The sequence below is a fragment of the Azomonas agilis genome (genome assembly GCF_007830255.1).
In the GTDB taxonomy this organism is placed as follows: Bacteria; Pseudomonadota; Gammaproteobacteria; order Pseudomonadales; family Pseudomonadaceae; genus Azomonas; species Azomonas agilis.
Map to the genome: position 1 here is coordinate 1 of NZ_VLKG01000019.1, position 17,505 is coordinate 17,505.

Here is a 17,505-nt window from a genome sequence, read left to right on the forward strand (position 1 = left end):
CGCTTCGGTCGCTTCGGTCGCTTCGGTCGCTTCGGTCGCTTCGGTCGCTTCGGTCGCTTCGGTCGCTTCGGTCGCTTCGGTCGCTTCGGTCGCTTTCAGTTCTTGTGCAAAGTCTGGGATAGGCAACTCCAGTTCAGTGTAGAGTGTACGCCAGAGGTTTCCTAATACACCTTCATGGGTTTGCCAATCTGATTGTGCTTGATGCAGAACAGCTTCCATTACTCGGACTCGTTCACTGAGCTCAGGCAGTAGCAGGGGAAGGTTGCGCAAGCTTTCTTGAGGGTAAGCAAACACCAGTAAATGTTGGATGTAACCTGTTTGGCGCAGGCTTTCGACACTCAAGGTTTGTGCGTTATTGTGAATTTCAGCGCGAAAATCTGCTAAGACACGTTGTAGCATTTCCTTGTCTAGTTTGCCGCTGGCTTGGGCTAGAAGCAGCAGAATACGCATCGTTGCTTCAATGCGGCCGCCTTTAGGTAGGGCATCGTGCAATTGCGCAATCAATTGTTGGTCTTCTGGCCGTTCTGTGGCGGTAGAAGGTTTTCGTTGGTCGAATTTTTTGCTTCCAGTCCAAGTGCTTAAAAAGCCGTAAAAGGAGTGAAAGCTAAGCTCATAGCCTGCATCGCGCCAGTCTCGCCAAGTGTCTAAGGTGTCTTCCCAGGCTTTAGCGTACAGATCTTGCCAAACGAGTATAGGGTTAGCCGGTGTAAGCGGTTGACGCTTTTCTGCGATTTTTTGCGCGGTTTGTGGAAGCCACCAGAGTACTGGGTTCAAACTGCTCCAGAGTAAACGCTCTTGGCGGAAGGGGTGTAGGTGACGCATGATGTGGGCACTGGGCTCATTAACGGCTTGACGTAACCAGGGACGTACAGTCCATTCATACAGGGAGTTGTTGAGTTCTGAAACTTGATCCACTAACTCAAATTCACGCTCATCGTTTATCGAGTCTTCAGCACCGGTATTAAGATTACGAATATCTGCAATATGGCGAGGTTCAAAGTGAACACTGTAGCCGTCATAATGGTGATGATCTTTAGGATCATCATCTACCAAAAGTTCGTATAAACCTGGTGGCAGCGCCCGGATAGCATCAATCACTCCAATCATCTGCCGGTGTTCTCGACGTGCCACCTGACTGGAAACAAATAACCCCAAGTGACCAACACTGGTGTGTCTTAAATAGATAATGACTCGTTTGGCCGCATGTAGGGCTAAGTCCGTGGGGTAGAGGTCTGCAATCCAATTTAGGGCTTGTTGCGGGGGGGTGATGTTGTCTCCATCGGAGCAGAAAATAACAATAGGTGCTTCAACGTGGCGCAAATCCACAGAGCTGCATCGGCAGCGCTGGGGCGAGTTGGCCAACTCATTACCAATAAATAAATCATCAACAATGGTTTCAATTTCTTCACTGTTTAGCAGTATAGGATTACTCCACCACCGCTCAAAATCCAAAAAGCGAGTGGATTCGGTGTCTATATGGCGGAATAGGTGGTAGTACTTTTCCCAATAGGTGTTGGCGGGATCTAATTGCTCAAAGTTACTAGCCAGCCAAGCCCCATCAAAACGTCCGTTGCCTAAATCGCTGCTTAAACGGGTGAGCCAAGCACCACCGAGTAACCCCCCCGCATAGCGCATGGGGTTTTGGCCATTGGCTCCAGCCCAGTAGGACAGCGGAGCTCCATTGATGATTAACAGCCCTGGTAGCTGAGGATGGATAGCTGCTAAGCCCATAGCAGCCCAACCGGCTTGGCAATTACCAATAATTACTGGCTTATTGGGTTTATCCACTTCAGGATGTAACTGAGTAACCCGTTCAATAAAATACGCAAGAGCATGGGTTACATCTTCTAAGGTTTGCCCTGGTTCAGGGGCGTGGTTGAAGGCAATAAAATAAGTAGGGTGACCTGCTCTAACACTTTCCCCAATAGTTGATTCCTCCTTAAAGCCACCAATGCCTGAGCTATGGCCACCACGAGGGTCTATCACAATAATAGGGGGTAAACTGTTATTTACGGGCTGCTCTGTATCGGTTGGAATAATATGCAGCAAGCTGTAGTTCACCGGATTGCTCAGGGTACGACCATCTAAAATCGTTTCATAGGTGAATTTAAGCTGAATAGGATATCCCGCCTGAGCGTCGTGCAGCAGGTTATCACCCCGTTGGCGCAGGGCATCCCAGAATAGAACTTGGCGTTGCCCCAAATCAATCAGGTAACTGCGCCAATCTTGGGCACTTGGGATGCGTAAGCCGCAATCGTGCATGGGAATCAGTGCGGATTTTTGCCGCCGGTTGATTCCTGAAAGTAGGATATTTTGCTGTACTCCTTGGATCTTCGTTAAATGCTTTAGAAGATTACTAAAAGAAGCAAAGCGATCTTCCTGCTTTGCAAAAAACGCTTCCTGGCTCATGGTCATCCTCTTCGGTTGGCTTGATTGTCGCCAAGCATCAGATTTGCGGGAAGAAGTGCATGGCGTTTAAGTCGATAGTGGCTTGCCTGACAAACGACGAACCACAGATGCTGGTTTATAGCGGATATTAAAATGGACTGGCAAATTATTTTTGCATTGCAAAAAAATATTTGCTAACGTCCAAGCTTGACTCTAGTATTCGGAACACCTAGCGAGCTGACCTACTTAGCATTCGGGCCAGCATGCCAATCCGATCTTTAATTCAGGAGATAAGCAGATGGCCTTTTACGACACAGATAAGCTGCAAAATACTCAAAAATCCAATTTGGATTTGCTGCAAAAAGTAAGTGCTCAAGTGCTTGAGGGTGCAGGCGAGTTAGCCAAATTGCAACTCAGCACGCTGCGTAGCGTTACAGATGAGCACTTTGAAAATGTGCGCAAACTGTTAGCTGTGCGTGATGCAGAAGGCTTTGTTGACTTACAAGGCTCAATCGGAACTCCTACTGCTCAACTGGAGCGTCTACTGGATTTTAACCGTCAAGTGTACGATGTTGTTTCCAGCACTCAGGCGGGTATCGCCAAACTGTTTGAGCAGCATGTTGAGCTAGGTAGTAAGCAAGTCCAAGATTTTGTTGAAGAAATTGCCAAAAATGCCCCTGTAGGTGCTGAGCCCGTTGTAGCTGCTTTCCGTTCTGCAGTGGATGGTGCCAACACCCTGTACGAAAACACGCAAAAAGCAGCCAAACAAGCCGCAGAAATTGCTGAAAATGGCATCAATGCTGCTAGCAATGCCGCCACTCAAGCGGCTAAAGCGGCTACGACTGGCGCTAAGTAATCCGATCTAACTACTGTTCTCCTGCTGGTTTGGAGGACAGTAGTTGTTCTAGCTGTTGTTGAAGTTTTAAATAAGCCGCTTGGTTTTGCTCTAACTCATTACGTAATAAAGCATATTGTGTGCGTTCACTAATGAGTTGCTCGGTATATAAAACTCGATGTTTCTCTTGTGCGGTGAGTAAACGTTGTTGCTCCTGTTGTCCATACTCCAGTTGAGCCCTTAGTTTCTGTTGTTCTCCTTCCAACATCAGCCGTTTCTGCTCGGCAAGCTCAAGTTGTTGTTGCTGCTTAAGTACCGAGGTTTGGCTGTCTTTATATTGACTCTGTACCTGCTGATACTCTGCTTGTAGCCGCTCATTATGTCTGTTTAGCTGAGTGAGTTCATTTTGTTGGACAACCAGAGATTGCCGCAACTGACGAATTTCTACCTGTAGTTGCTGCTCAATACGTTCATGCCGCCGCTGCTCTTGATCGCGCTGTTCTTTGCTGGCTTGCCGATAATGCTCTAGGGCTTCACGGGCATGTTGATGTTTGTCCTCCAGTGACTGAATTTGTGCATCTCGATCCTGTAAGCGAATCTCAGCATCTTTATGGGCTTGGTAAAGCTGTGTGCGCTCTAACTCAGTCTGTTGCAGTTGCTGTAACGCTGTCTGGTGTCGCTGCTGAAGGATCTCTAGCTGCTTACTGAGCTGTTCATTGACTGCTTTTTCCTGCTCTATTTGTTGAGTGGCTTGATTCATTTGAGCCTGATGTTTGGTGCGCTCCTGAGCCAAGGCCGCTCGATCTTCAGCTACTGCAGCATGGGCTTCCTGAGTTAAGCGCTCGGCAACTGCTTGAATTAGATGATTTAACTCTTCACTGAGCTGGGGTTTTTCTAGCTCTAGTCCCTGATGTTCAGCTTCAAGCTCCTTCACATAACGGTGAATGGTGGTTTTGGAGCCCACATTCCCCAATTCCAAACGAATTAAATCAATAGTGGGGTTTTCTCCACGCGCTATGAGCTGAGTTCGTGCTTGTTGCACGCGCGATTTATCAATCTGACTGTGTCTGGCCATAAAGTCCTCTTTTTTGATATTATGTAATATTTTTATATGTAATATTTTTTGTGGTAATTTTAGTTTGTTTTTCTAATTCAATACATTAAATAATGACGTATTATTGAGCCTTATGGGGTGAATCTGCTAAAGCAGGCCGCAAGAAATCTGGGAAGGAAAAAGATGGATAGCCAAGTAGATCGCTACCTAAAAGCAGGAACGCGGGATAACACGAGGCGTAGTTATCAATCAGCGATTGAGCATTTTGAGGTGACCTGGGGCGGTTTTTTACCTGCTACGAGCGATAGCATTGCTCGCTACTTAGCCCAGTATGCGGGGGTGCTTTCTATCAATACACTCAAGCAGCGCTTGGCGGCTCTGGCTCAGTGGCACATTAGCCAAGGATTTCCTGACCCCACCAAAAGTCCATTAGTGAAGCAGGTGATTAAAGGAATACGCGCCAGTCATCCTGTACAAACCAAGCAGGCGAAACCGCTGCCCATACAGCACTTAGAGCATATGGTGCAGTGGATGAGGCAAGAGATTTACAGCACCAGCAAGCCGGAGGAAGCCAAGGTATTACGACGCGATATTGCCTTGCTGCTGATTGGATTTTGGCGGGGTTTTCGTAGTGATGAGCTGTGCCGTTTACGCATTGAGCACATTAAAGTAAATCTGGGGCAGGGTATGCAGATTTACCTGCCTTATTCCAAAGGTGATCGTCATAACTTGGGTACGGATTATTATGCGCCTGCGCTTAAATATTTGTGTCCGGTATCAGCCTACTTGGATTGGCTAAACTGCTCGGGATTGGAGCAGGGCGCAGTGTTTCGCTCCATTAATCGCTGGGGAGACATTGGGGCAGAAGCTTTACATCCTGCTAGCTTAACGGGGATTTTAACCCGCATCGCACAAAAAACAGGCCTCGTGGAGCAAGCCTCCTATTCCAGCCACTCCCTGCGCCGCGGCTTTGCCTGTTGGGCCAATGCTCAGGGTTGGGATATCAAAGCTCTGATGCAGTACGTGGGCTGGAAGGATCTTAAGTCGGCCATGCGCTACATTAATCCCGAAGGTTCCTTTGGGAACTTAGCGCTTAACCCCAAAGGTTTTTCTGGTGCAGAAAGCCATCAGATTAACGAGGGTAAGACTACTAAAATCGCACTGAGTAATATTAATACTAGGCCCAGTTGATCCCGCCGAGAAACCCGTTCCCTCAGCCAATGATGGGAAAGCATGAGTGTAAACAGCACCTCGATTTGCCCTAGGGTTTTGACCAGCGCCACATCCTCTAAATTCACCGCGGTAAACCAGCACAGAGAAGCCAAAGAACTGCTTAGGCTGATACGAAATACCAACGAAGGGCGTTTCCAGAGTTTAACCAGCGTTCCCGGATCACGCCATAATAGCCAAGCCACGAGAACCAAGACCTGTATTCCAATCGTCCACACCAGGACCCAAGCCGCAGTATGCATAAACGGGAGCTGCAGTTGATGACAGGCATATCGAACCCAAAGGGTAGTCAGCGCAAAACATAAGCCACTGGCTAAACCAATCAATAGAGTTGAAAGCTCTAGGGATTCGGTGTTGCCTTGGCCACGCATTAACCAAACGGCCACAGAGCCCACTAAAATCCCGAACCATCCAATAGGCCCTAGCACCACCCCGAAAAATGCCACCCCTAGCAAAGCCGCTAACAAGGCTTCGCTTTTGGCTAAACCGACTCCAGTTGCATAACTGCGCCGTTGGAACAGCATCACCATCAGAGCTGTTGCAACAATTTGGGCTAAGGCAGCGCCCACCGCACTTAACATAAAATGCCCACTAAAATGCGGAAGCTCTGTAGGCTGCACCTGATACAACCCCCACAGATAAATCAGCGCCAAGGGCAACGCCCAGATGAAGCGGGCGAGGGTAACGCCCAGTGCGTTGACCTCGACACTGAGTTGTTTTTGTTGTGCATTGCGTAAGGCTTGAGTGAACGCAGCACAGAGGGTGAAGGGAATCCACAGCATAGTGAATCTAGGCTCATGCAAGGGGGAGATAGAATTCAGATCTTGTATAACGGAACCATTCACAATAACGACTACAGCCGTACAATGGATCTTTTTACTTAACCACAGAGGCTTCCCATGATTGAATATCAGGAAACACTTTATTCGGGCTATGGTCAACGCTTTCGCATTGAACGCTTACTGCATGAGGTTCGAACTGAGCACCAGCATCTGGTGATTTTCGAGAACGAGCGTATGGGGCGTGTGATGGCTTTAGACGGTGTCATCCAAACCACGGAAGCCGACGAGTTTATCTACCACGAAATGCTGACCCATGTTCCTTTATTTGCTCACGGTCAAGCCAAACGTGTGCTCATTATTGGTGGCGGCGATGGTGGCATTCTGCGCGAAGTGGCCCGTCATCCTGAGGTGGAACACATCACTATGGTGGAAATTGATGGCACCGTGGTGGAAATGTGCAAAACCTTTCTACCAGCGCATTCCGATGGCGCTTTTTCAGATCCACGACTGAATCTAGTGATTGATGACGGCATGCTCTTTGTCAGTACGACCCAAGAGCGTTTTGACGTGATCATCTCCGACTCCACCGATCCCATCGGGCCGGGCGAGGTTTTGTTCTCTGAAAGCTTCTATCAAGCCTGTCATCGTATCCTGAATAAAGGAGGCATGATGGTAGCTCAAAACGGCACTCCCTTCATGCAATTGGAGGAGGTGAAAAACACCGCCCAACGTATGCGAGATCTGTTTGGTGATTGGCATTTTTACCAAACGGCAGTACCCACTTACATTGGCGGGGTAATGACCTTTGCTTGGGGCGCTGAGCATAGCCAGTACCGTCAACTCAGTGCTGAAGTTTTGCGCCAGCGTTTTATTCAGAGTGACATTAAAACCCGTTATTACACGCCTGAACTGCATGCAGGAGCCTTTGCATTACCTCAATACGTACTTGAAGCAGTAGGAAAAGCCTAAATTTTTAACGGATACCAGATGCAAGCAATAGGGCGCTCGTGCCATGCTAGCCCTAAATAAAAAACAAGCCCCAGTTATGAATCTGTACCGCCTCCCATAGACTCTTCGAGGGGTAGGACAAGGAGTGGTGATGAGTCGCAGTTTTTATGATGAAATGTATGACGCAAATGGCAACTGCCGACCGCATTATCAGGGGTTTGAGCGCTGGCTTTTAGAAACACCTTCTGACGTTCTAGCCCAACGCCGGCGTGAAGCAGACTTACTCTTTCACCGTGCGGGCATCACCTTCACGCTGTATGGCGATGCTCAGGGGACGGAGCGGCTGATTCCCTTTGACACCATTCCACGCAGCATGCCGCTAAGTGAGTGGAAAGTCATTGAGGCTGGCTGTACTCAGCGCGTTAAAGCACTAAACCTGTTTTTAAATGACATCTATCACGAGCAGCGTATCCTTAAGGAAGGGTTAATTCCCTCCGAACAGGTACTGGCCAACGAATGTTATCAGAAGGTCATGCAGGGGCTTGACCTATACCGCAACGTCTATGCCCACATCGCAGGCGTAGATCTCGTCCGCGATGGTGATGGAACCTTCTACGTCTTAGAAGACAACCTGCGTACCCCTAGCGGTGTCAGCTATATGCTAGAAGACCGCAAAATGATGATGCGCCTATTTCCAGAGCTGTTTGCTATGCAGCGTATCGCGCCCATCAACCACTATCCCAATATGTTGTTAGAGACGCTAAAAAGCGCCTGTCCCTTAGACAATCCCTGTGTTGTAGTTATGACTCCTGGTCGTTACAACAGTGCTTACTTTGAACACGCCTTCTTAGCACGTGAGATGGGTGTAGAGCTGGTTGAAGGTGCAGATCTGTTTGTCCGTGACGAAAAGGTCTACATGCGTACCACTGCCGGGGCTAAACAGGTCGACGTGATTTACCGCCGTTTAGACGATGCCTTCCTAGATCCTTCCGCGTTCCGTAAAGACTCAGTATTGGGTGTTCGAGGGCTACTGGGTGCTTATCGCAGCGGCAATGTAGTGCTGGCCAACGCCGTAGGAACGGGAGTTGCTGATGATAAGTCCATCTATCCCTTCGTCCCCGATATGATTCGCTTCTATCTGAGCGAAGAACCTATTCTGAGCAACGTTCCCACATGGCAGTGCCGTAAACCCGAAGATCTATCCCATGTACTGGCCCATCTGCCCGAATTAGTTGTTAAGGAAACTCAGGGCTCTGGTGGTTACGGAATGCTGGTTGGCCCAGCAGCCACTAAAGCTGAGATTGAGGCCTTTCGTGAGCGGCTTAAAGCAAACCCTGCCGCCTACATTGCTCAACCTACCTTAAGTCTGTCTACTTGCCCCACCTTCATTGAAGGCAAAAACCCTTCACGCCATATTGATTTACGTCCCTTTGTACTCAGTGGCATGGAAACGCGTTTGGTACCCGGTGGTTTAACCCGTGTGGCCCTGCGCGAAGGCTCTTTAGTGGTGAACTCGTCTCAGGGTGGCGGTACTAAAGACACTTGGATTGTCGAGGATTGTGAGTAATGCTAAGTCGTACAGCGGGTGACCTCTATTGGATGGCTCGTTATTTAGAACGAGCAGAAAACCTAGCACGGATGCTGGATGTGAGTTATTCCCTGTCGCTCATGCCACAAGACGGCAGTGGAAATGGCTTAGATGAACTAGCAATGCCCTTATTGATTACTGGCACGCTAGACGATTACCTCAAACGACATGGCCGCTTAAATGCAGACCGCATGCTGCATTTCTTTGCCTTGGACGCAGAAAACCCTGCCAGTTTGTACAACTGCCTTGCCAGTGCCCGTAGTAATGCCCATGCCGTGCGCGGACGCATCACGGCGGATATTTGGGAAAACATCAACGCCACTTGGTTGGAAATGCTAGTAATCGCAGACAAGGGCTTACCCCATTACGGGATTAGCCGCTTCTGCGAATGGGTCAAAGATCGCTCCCACTTATTTCGAGGCGCGACTATTGGCACTGTATTGCGTAGCGATGCCTACAGCTTTATTCGTATTGGAACCTTTCTAGAGCGTGCAGATAATACACTGCGCCTGCTGGATGCCCGTTACAAACTTATGGGTGAACGTGAAGATCCGGATGACCGTTCAGCACGGGCGTATTACCAATGGAGTGCTTTATTGCGGGCACTGTCTTCCTTTGAAGCTTTTGCCGAGCTGTATCGGGGTTCGCCACGTGCTCGTAAAGTAGCCGAGCTACTATTACTGCGATCCGAACTGCCGCGCTCTTTATCCTCCTGCTTAGAAGAGCTGCAAGGTATTCTGGCCAGCTTACCAGGCGACAATGGTCGGCCTGCAAAGCGCTTAGCAGCTGAGTTAGACGCTCGGGTGCGCTACACAGTAATCGACGAAGTCTTTGAACATGGATTACACGATTGGATTACCGAATCCATCGAGCAGCTACAAGAATTGGGTGATGCTATTCACAGTGCTTATCTTGAGGTGGCTTAAACCCATTCATACCTAGGAGCTTGTACAATGACCTATTGCGTTGCGATGAATCTGGCCGAAGGATTGGTGTTTGTCTCTGACTCTCGTACCAATGCAGGTATTGATCATATTGCTACCTTTCGCAAACTCTATACCTTTGGTACACCGGGGGAACGGGTCATTGTGCTGCAAACGGCAGGCAATCTAGCTACCTCTCAATCCATCATTAGCCTATTGCGACAACGTCTGTTTGGCTCTGAGCCCCATTTGCTAAACGTACCGACCTTATTTGAGGTCGCGCGTTTGGTGGGGCAAACCGTGCGAGAAGTCGCTCAATATGACGCTGAAAGTGCCAAATCAGGCATTGATATGAGTTGCTCATTTTTACTCGGCGGGCAAATTAACGGTGAGCCTCCTGCGCTGTTTAATATTTACCCTCAGGGTAACTTCATCCAAGCCACCCAAGACACGCCTTATTTCCAAATTGGCGAAAGTAAGTACGGCAAGCCTATTTTAGATCGTGCCTTAAAATACGACTTGAACTTAGAACAGGCTCTACGTGGAGCATTAGTTTCCTTTGATTCCACAATCCGCAGCAATTTATCCGTAGGTATGCCCTTGGATGTTCTGGTCTATCGCACCGATAGCCTCAACATTCCTAAGGGCGTTCGGATTCGAGAGGATGATCCCTACTTTGCGGAAGTTCGAGAGCGTTGGAGTCAAGGGCTCCGCCAATTATTGGAGTCGATGCCCACATCTCCCGAGCATTTTTTACAGTAATCATGCGTATTTTAGCCGACGAAAATATTCCCCTCGTAGCCGAATTTTTTGGAGACTTGGGTTCTATACAACGTGTTCCCGGACGCAGTTTGTGTACAGCGCAACTCCAAGACATTGACGTGTTGTTGGTGCGCTCAGTCACCCCTGTGAACCAAGGTTTATTGGCGGGTACGCCCGTGCGCTTTGTGGGTACCTGTACCATTGGTACCGATCACTTAGATTTAGACTACTTGCAGCAAGCCAGAATCCCTTGGGCTTCTGCGCCCGGTTGTAATGCGCGAGGGGTGGTGGATTATGTACTGGGTAGCCTACTAACTCTTTCCGAACGCACGGGACAGACACTGTCTTCGCGTACCTATGGCATCGTAGGTGCAGGACAGGTAGGAGGGCGGCTGGCTAAGGTACTCAAGGGATTAGGCTGGCCCGTTTTGGTGTGTGATCCTATCCGGCAGGCCCAAGAGCCCGAAGGTGATTTTGTTTCTCTGGAGCAACTGCTTGCCGACTGTGACGTGATTAGCTTGCACACCCCACTGACACGACAGGGCGATCATCCTACATGGCATTTATTCGATCATGCTTGTTTACAAGCTCTACGCCCAGACACTTGGCTAATTAACGCTAGCCGAGGGGCCGTAATCGACAATGCGGCACTCTGTGATTTAGTGCAGCACCAGCGTGCTGATCTGCAGGTCGTATTAGACGTATGGGAGCATGAGCCACAAATCGACCGGGATTTAGCCCGATACGTTCAGATTGCAACGCCTCACATTGCCGGTTACAGCCTAGAAGGTAAATTACGCGGCACCGCTCAGATTTATCAGGCGTTCTGTACACAGCATGCTATTGCGTCCAAGGTCAATCTTGCCGATTTAATCCCAGCGCCGACTGTACGCTGTATCGACTTTAGCGCGCAGGTGACTCCTAACGAATTACTCAGCACATTATGCCGTGCGGTTTACGACCCGCGCCGTGATGATGCTGACTTTCGGAGAGCCTTGTTAAACGTGGACACCTGCGAGCAACCAGCGCATTTTGATGCCTTACGCAAGCACTATCCTATACGTCGAGAAATTGACGGCCTCCATGCCCGCCTTGAACAAGAAAAACCCGAATTAAAGCGCGTACTAGATGCTCTAGGGGTTCATCTGTGCCAAACTGCACTCGCTTCACCCAATCACTGACTGGGTTTTGAGGCAAAGTAAAGAAAGTGACCGGACTGGCATGAACTATCAAGTATTAGCGCGTAAGTGGCGACCTCGATCCTTTGCAGAAATGGTTGGGCAGGGGCATGTACTTAAAGCCTTAATTAACGCCCTCAACCAGCAACGTCTGCACCACGCTTATCTGTTTACAGGGACACGCGGCGTAGGAAAAACCACCTTAGCGCGCATCATTGCCAAATGCTTGAACTGTGAACAGGGTGTCAGTGCTACGCCCTGTGGTCAATGCTCGGCGTGTCGATCTATTGACGAAGGCCGCTTTGTTGACCTTATCGAAGTGGATGCCGCCAGCCGTACCAAAGTTGAAGATACTCGCGAATTACTGGATAACGTTCAATACGCGCCCACGCTGGGCCGTTACAAGGTGTACTTGATTGACGAAGTGCATATGTTGTCCACGCACTCTTTTAATGCGTTGCTGAAAACGCTGGAAGAGCCACCGCCCCACGTTAAATTTTTATTAGCAACCACCGATCCACAAAAACTACCCATCACCGTACTTTCACGTTGTTTACAGTTTGCGCTGAAAAGCCTTTCTCCAGAGCGAATCGTACAGCACCTAGACACTGTTTTGACGGCCGAGCAAGTTCCCTTTGAGCCAGAAGCTTTGTGGCTTTTAGGTCGTGCCGCAGAAGGTTCGGTGCGCGACGCGTTAACGCTCACAGATCAAGCCATTGCCTATGGTGAAGGTAAGATCTCAGTTACGGACGTACAGGCCATGTTGGGTACCTTAGATCACGGGCTGATCTTCGACTTGCTGCAGGCTTTAACACAGGGTAGGGCACAGACTGTATTGCAACATATTCAACAATTGGCCGAATTAGGGCCGGATTGGCCCACAGTACTCGCTGAGCTCTTGAATCTACTACACCGTGTAGCCATAGCCCAAACAGTTCCTGAAGCCTTGGATAATACCCAAGGGGATCGTTCTCGCGTTATGTCCTTAGCACAAAGCCTTTCTGGAGAGGATGTGCAATTCTATTATCAGGTGGGCTTGATAGGCCGTCGGGATTTGCCTTTAGCCCCTGATTTACGCAGCGGTTTTGAGATGGTTTTGCTGCGCATGTTGGCCTTTAGGCCCGCCTCAATGCACGACTTATCCGTGCCAGACACACCACTGCTGACAGAAACAAAAGCCAATGAGCTTATACCTTCGATCCCTGTGGAACCTCAGGCTAAGGCTATTTCTGCGGCTGAGATTCCTATAATCGTAAGTACTCCTGTAGAAGCGCCAACAGTTCCTGCCGTTGTTCCTGACCCAAAAGAAAATGTATCCATTGAAGTCTCTTCAGTGGCGAACTTTGAGGATAATTACTTTCGGGAAGAGGATACGGAAGATAGCTTTGACTACGTCCCTGTAGAACTCGACATTGAGTCTCCCAATAGCTCCCAAAGCTTCGAGATAGACGGATCAATTGAAGCAGAGAGACCTCTGGCCACAGGCTTGGCGGCTGACTGGATTCAATTGCTACCTCAACTGGGGCTGTCAGGTTTGACGCAGAATATTGCCTCACACTGTACTCTGGTAGCTCAAGAAGAGCATCGCTGGGTCTTGCAGCTAGACCCAAGGCAAAGCGCATTATTTAATAGTACGCAACAAGAGCGCTTAAATAATGTGCTAAGCGCCTACTGTGGAAAGAACATTGTTTTGGAGATACAGATAAGCCTTCCTCAGCAGGAAACACCCGCTCAGGCTAATGCGCGCATTCAACGTGAACGGCAACGACAGGCTAAAGAGTCTCTCTTGGCAGACTCTGTGGTACAACAACTAGTATCTCGATTTTCTGCAGTAATACGCGAGCACAGCATTAAACCCTTACCCCATTAAAAACGGCGATGGAGACAAATCCCATGATGAAAGGTGGCATGGCTGGCCTGATGAAGCAGGCGCAACAGATGCAAGAAAAAATGCAGAAAATGCAAGAAGAACTAGCTAATGCTGAGGTGACTGGGCAATCTGGTGCCGGTTTGGTCAGTATTGTTATGACCGGTCGTCACGATGTTAAGCGCGTCACCTTGGATGAAAGTCTGTTACAAGAAGACAAAGAAGTCTTAGAAGACCTAATTGCAGCAGCAGTTAATGATGCCGTACGTAAAATTGAGCAAAACAGCCAAAGCAAAATGGCTAGCATGACATCTGGAATGCAACTCCCCCCAGGCTTTAAGTTACCTTTCTAATGTGTTTTCGTTTATAGGTGCGAATACTCCTATGTCCTTCTCCCCCTTGGTACGTCAATTAATGGATGCTTTGCGTGTACTGCCGGGAGTTGGGCAAAAAACAGCACAACGGATGGCGCTGCATTTATTAGAGCGTAATCGCCCCGGAGGAATACAGTTAGCTCAAACGCTGTTGCAGGCCATGGAGCGCGTAGGCTATTGCCAACGATGCCAAACACTGAGTGAGGAGCCTACCTGTGCTCAGTGTCGAAATGCCCAGCGTGACGATAGCTTACTCTGCATAGTACAAAGCCCTATGGACGTATTTGCCATTGAACAAACCGGCTATCAGGGGCGATATTTTGTGCTGCATGGTCATCTATCCCCCTTAGACGGCATTGGTCCAGAAGATATTGGTCTTCCTCAGCTCCTCACTCGCGCTCAAGAGCCCGGGGTTCGTGAAGTGATTTTAGCCACTAATCCTACCGTGGAGGGAGAGGCTACAGCTCATTACATTGCACAACAACTCAGCACCCTGCCACTTGTATTAAGCCGTATTGCCCACGGTGTTCCCTTGGGGGGGGAGTTGGAGTTGGTTGATGGTGGGACACTTGCCCATGCTTTGGCAGGGCGCAGACCTCTTATAAGTCCCGCCAATTAAGGTTTTTGCTATTTCTATTCAATGACAAGCTCCGCCAATTAATAACAAGTTCGTGCTAGCGTTTACGCCATGACACAGGATTTCATTTGATGGCTAGTTATAGAAAGCGGAGTGGCGGATGTAGGGTAGAGGTTTGCAAGAATGGAACAAGGGATTCAACCACTTTTCCAACTAAAGCCCAAGCATCTGCGTGGGCAACCCAGAGGGAGGCAGAGCTGCTACTGATGGATAGTAGATCGCCTAATCACAGCAAAGCCAGCCTATACGCACTGAAGAAGAAATCACCCTGTACCTTGAGGCCATCATGGAAGAAGGTGATCCCGCTCTGATTGCTGCGGCCCTTGGTGATGTAGCACGCGCTCGTAATATGAGCCAGCTTGCCCGTGACACCGGCATGATGCGCGAAGGTCTGTATAAGGCGCTCTCTGGCGAAGGAAATCCCAGCTTTGCCACCGTGATGAAGGTAGCCCACGCAATGTGGCGGGGAATGCCGTCGAGATTGGCTGCGGCTCCTTTGATCTGGTGACCAACTCCAACCGGCACGAACTGCGTGTGACCACGCTGGATGACAGCTACGGCTCCCTAAAGCGCTGGTTCAAAGACCGCCATAACCGTATGTGCCACAAAGACGGCACCTTTGGCTTACCGCCTGAATACTTGTTTCGCGTCAGGGTGATGCACGCTTTTTTCAGTGATGAGATTCAAGTGGCCAGCGCCGCCTATTCCGATACCTACTTGATGCGCCCCGGTAGTATTGATTACGAACTGAGCCGCCGCGAAGACCAGCTCCAAAAACTGCAAATGACCTTTGTGCAATGGGATACCTTTGCCGCACTCACTTGAGGCTTCCATGATCTACTTTTCTCCCGTGCGAACCCCAAGGCTTCAGGTAGAACTGCATGAGCTAACGGCTTATGACGCGATTTACCTGTGCCAATTACCCATTCAGCAGCACGCAGAACGCGGGGCCGCTGCATTGCTCAAGCGTATCATTAACCCTCAAGACAGCCCGATTAAAGCCGGTCAGGTGATTGATCCAAGGCTGTGGACGGTACAAGAACGCGCCTTGGTGATTGCCCACTATTTGGCCCACGTCATCGGCGATGATTTTGCTATTGGGCGGGGGCGGTACTCGCACTATCTGATGGAGCAGATCGGCACTCCGCCGGCACCGATTACGCTGGGCTCCTTGGACGGCAAAACGTGGCGCATGTACCCCTTGTTGGGCTTTCTTGCTGAGTCCATTGAGCGCCTGATTGAAGCGGGTGAACTCAAACCCAACCGCGCCGGCTGGATGATCGGAGCGATGGCGGCTCAGTTGGTTCAGGGCGATCAAGAGCCCCTGATAGACCCCGACCCATTGGACTCCCAGATTGACCAACAGATGACCGAGCGGGCCACCGCACTGCTCCAACTGCCTGAGTCCGAATTTATGGCCCTAGCGGGCGCGTTCTTTCAGGGTACGGAACAGCAGAACCATATCTTTAAGCTGTCCTTTGGTCACGAGGGGCTGGCCTTTTTACCCGTCAGTATGGAGGTGCCGGACTTACCTCCGGCGCGATTTCCTTTTTCCTTGGCCCTGCGCGAAGACACGACGCAGTTATTCGGAACAGCTGCGTGAACAAACCCTGGAGCTGTCGCTATTTTGTGGTCAGTCATGCCGCGACTGGCCGCCCTCTGAAATCGCAGCCCTGTTTGAATCCAAGGCATTCAAGAGCTGGAAGCAGGCCCGTGACTACGAGTTGAAGGCCCATAACCTCGTTTTAGGACGGCTGGATAATCTGTCCAAACAGGTGCATGGCCTTGGAAAACTACTCGCCGGACGCTAATGGGAAACCTGCGCCAAAACCCCACTCTGTCTTGTTTCAGGATAACGCCATTCTTGAGACTCAGATGGAGTGGTTATGCTTCCCGAAAAACTACCTTCAACCCTTAGCTATGGGGGTGGCGCTTTATCAATCCTATCCGCGATGACTCTGACCGACTGGGGGATATTAATCGGCATCTTAACGGCCATTGGTACCTATCTGGTCAACCATTACTTTCGGTGGCGGTGCAGTCGTCAGGACTACTACTTCAAGCTACGCAGAGATCAACGGGAACAGGAGCTGCATGACCTTAAAAAGCAGCAGCTAAAAGGGGAGGTATCTCCATGAAGGCCCGGATCTTAGCAGCGAGCCTATCACTCTCAGCAATGGCCTTTGTCGGGTTGCTACAAGACGAAGGCTATACCGACAAGGCTGTTATCCCGACTCAAAACGACCGGCCTACGGTGGGTTTTGGCAGCACCTTCCACGAAAGCGGACAGCCAGTAAAGCTGGGGGATACCACCACGCCGGTGCGGGCTTTGATTAAAGCTCAGGCCCATATCAGCCAAGAGGAAGCACTGTTTCGTAAGTCCTTACCCGAGGTGGCGTTATTCCAAGCCGAATACGACCTCTATATGGATTGGGTGTACCAGTACGGCATAGGGGCGTGGAATAAATCCAGTATGCGTAAAGGGTTACAGGCGGGTAACTACCGAGCCGCCTGTGATGCACTGCTGCTGTACAAATACTCCGGCGGCTACGACTGCTCCACACCCGGAAACAAACGCTGTGCCGGTGTTTGGACACGCCAGCTTGAGCGGCATAAAACCTGTTTGAGCGCTCAGCCATGATGCGTCTTGGCTTGTATCTCTCTGTGGCGTTGGCCCTTGTGGGGGCAGGCTGGACGCTTAAAAGCTGGAAGGTGGAGAGCGATGCCGCCTTAGCTTTGCGTCACCAACTGGAGCAGCAAGCGCACGACCGCCAGCTCATTGCTGAGATCACGGATAAGACGCTGGCTGCCATTAGCCAAATCCGCGTCACCAACACCACGATTTATCAGAAAACTCGCCATGAAATTACCAAAGAGCCTATGCCTGCTGATTGCCGGATTCCTGCTAGCTGGATGCAGCAGCTCAATACCGCCCGCGC

Annotated in this window: 19 protein-coding genes; 16 read left to right on the forward strand and 3 right to left on the reverse strand. The window is 49.9% G+C overall.

Going from position 1 to position 17,505, the window contains the following annotated elements; translation table 11 throughout:
• Positions 1-2,409 (reverse strand): DUF3141 domain-containing protein (locus tag LX59_RS15360; RefSeq protein ID WP_211354878.1); only part of this gene is annotated, 2,409 nt, incomplete at its 3' end.
• A gap of 277 nt (positions 2,410-2,686) precedes the next feature.
• On the opposite strand from LX59_RS15360, the gene phaP reads away from it, so the two are divergent.
• A complete protein-coding gene (gene phaP, locus LX59_RS15365) occupies positions 2,687-3,244 on the forward strand; it encodes a TIGR01841 family phasin (protein ID WP_144573350.1) in 558 nt (185 codons plus the stop codon).
• A 10-nt stretch (positions 3,245-3,254) separates the two neighbouring features.
• Here the strand turns inward: phaP and LX59_RS15370 are convergent, their stop codons facing one another.
• On the reverse strand, positions 3,255-4,298 hold the full coding sequence (locus LX59_RS15370; RefSeq protein WP_144573351.1) for a DNA-binding protein: 1,044 nt from the start codon (positions 4,296-4,298) through the stop codon (positions 3,255-3,257).
• A gap of 162 nt (positions 4,299-4,460) precedes the next feature.
• Here LX59_RS15370 and LX59_RS15375 point away from each other — a divergent pair, with 162 nt between their 5' ends.
• Positions 4,461-5,468, forward strand: a complete 1,008-nt coding sequence (locus tag LX59_RS15375; protein WP_144573352.1) for a site-specific integrase — start codon at positions 4,461-4,463, stop codon at positions 5,466-5,468.
• Here LX59_RS15375 and LX59_RS15380 read toward each other — a convergent pair.
• The gene (locus LX59_RS15380; RefSeq protein ID WP_144573353.1) at positions 5,405-6,289 is read right to left on the reverse strand and encodes a DMT family transporter; all 885 of its coding nucleotides are present in this window, start codon (positions 6,287-6,289) and stop codon (positions 5,405-5,407) included. The two genes, LX59_RS15375 and LX59_RS15380, sit on opposite strands and share 64 nt — an antisense overlap.
• A 117-nt stretch (positions 6,290-6,406) precedes the next feature.
• Between LX59_RS15380 and speE the strand changes: the two genes are divergently transcribed.
• From speE to LX59_RS15455, 14 genes are all read left to right on the forward strand, one after another.
• Complete coding sequence (speE, locus tag LX59_RS15385) at positions 6,407-7,258, forward strand: polyamine aminopropyltransferase (protein ID WP_144573354.1); 852 nt, start codon at positions 6,407-6,409, stop codon at positions 7,256-7,258.
• 130 nt (positions 7,259-7,388) lie between these two features.
• Positions 7,389-8,804, forward strand: a complete 1,416-nt coding sequence (locus LX59_RS15390) for a circularly permuted type 2 ATP-grasp protein (protein ID WP_144573355.1) — start codon at positions 7,389-7,391, stop codon at positions 8,802-8,804.
• Positions 8,804-9,751: an alpha-E domain-containing protein gene (locus LX59_RS15395; RefSeq protein ID WP_144573356.1), complete on the forward strand. Its 948-nt coding sequence runs from the start codon at positions 8,804-8,806 to the stop codon at positions 9,749-9,751. Before LX59_RS15390 ends, LX59_RS15395 begins: the two co-directional genes overlap by 1 nt.
• Positions 9,752-9,778: 27 nt before the next feature.
• Positions 9,779-10,510, forward strand: coding sequence for a proteasome-type protease (locus LX59_RS15400; RefSeq protein WP_144573357.1), 732 nt, complete (start codon positions 9,779-9,781; stop codon positions 10,508-10,510).
• A 2-nt stretch (positions 10,511-10,512) separates the two neighbouring features.
• On the forward strand, positions 10,513-11,691 hold the full coding sequence (gene pdxB / locus LX59_RS15405; protein ID WP_144573358.1) for a 4-phosphoerythronate dehydrogenase PdxB: 1,179 nt from the start codon (positions 10,513-10,515) through the stop codon (positions 11,689-11,691).
• A 40-nt stretch (positions 11,692-11,731) separates the two neighbouring features.
• A complete protein-coding gene (gene dnaX, locus LX59_RS15410) occupies positions 11,732-13,558 on the forward strand; it encodes a DNA polymerase III subunit gamma/tau (protein ID WP_144573359.1) in 1,827 nt (608 codons plus the stop codon).
• A 23-nt stretch (positions 13,559-13,581) separates the two neighbouring features.
• A complete protein-coding gene (locus tag LX59_RS15415) occupies positions 13,582-13,908 on the forward strand; it encodes a YbaB/EbfC family nucleoid-associated protein (protein ID WP_144573360.1) in 327 nt (108 codons plus the stop codon).
• Between the two features lie 31 nt (positions 13,909-13,939).
• The gene (gene recR, locus LX59_RS15420) at positions 13,940-14,548 is read left to right on the forward strand and encodes a recombination mediator RecR (protein ID WP_144573361.1); all 609 of its coding nucleotides are present in this window, start codon (positions 13,940-13,942) and stop codon (positions 14,546-14,548) included.
• 262 nt (positions 14,549-14,810) lie between these two features.
• On the forward strand, positions 14,811-15,074 hold the full coding sequence (locus tag LX59_RS15430; protein WP_144573362.1) for an addiction module antidote protein: 264 nt from the start codon (positions 14,811-14,813) through the stop codon (positions 15,072-15,074).
• Positions 15,026-15,391: a hypothetical protein gene (locus LX59_RS15435; RefSeq protein WP_144573363.1), complete on the forward strand. Its 366-nt coding sequence runs from the start codon at positions 15,026-15,028 to the stop codon at positions 15,389-15,391. Before LX59_RS15430 ends, LX59_RS15435 begins: the two co-directional genes overlap by 49 nt.
• 7 nt (positions 15,392-15,398) lie before the next feature.
• Positions 15,399-16,169 (forward strand): hypothetical protein, encoded by a 771-nt coding sequence (locus LX59_RS15440; protein WP_144573364.1) that lies wholly within the window; start codon positions 15,399-15,401, stop codon positions 16,167-16,169.
• Positions 16,170-16,452: 283 nt separating this feature from the next.
• The gene (locus tag LX59_RS15445; protein ID WP_144573365.1) at positions 16,453-16,704 is read left to right on the forward strand and encodes an HP1 family phage holin; all 252 of its coding nucleotides are present in this window, start codon (positions 16,453-16,455) and stop codon (positions 16,702-16,704) included.
• Positions 16,701-17,207 carry a glycoside hydrolase family protein gene (locus tag LX59_RS15450; protein WP_144573366.1) on the forward strand — a complete coding sequence of 169 codons (507 nt, stop codon included), beginning with the start codon at positions 16,701-16,703 and terminating at the stop codon, positions 17,205-17,207. The genes LX59_RS15445 and LX59_RS15450 overlap by 4 nt, the downstream gene beginning before the upstream one ends.
• The coding region (locus LX59_RS15455; RefSeq protein WP_144573318.1) for a hypothetical protein at positions 17,204-17,505 on the forward strand (302 nt) is incomplete at its 3' end. The genes LX59_RS15450 and LX59_RS15455, both read left to right, overlap by 4 nt.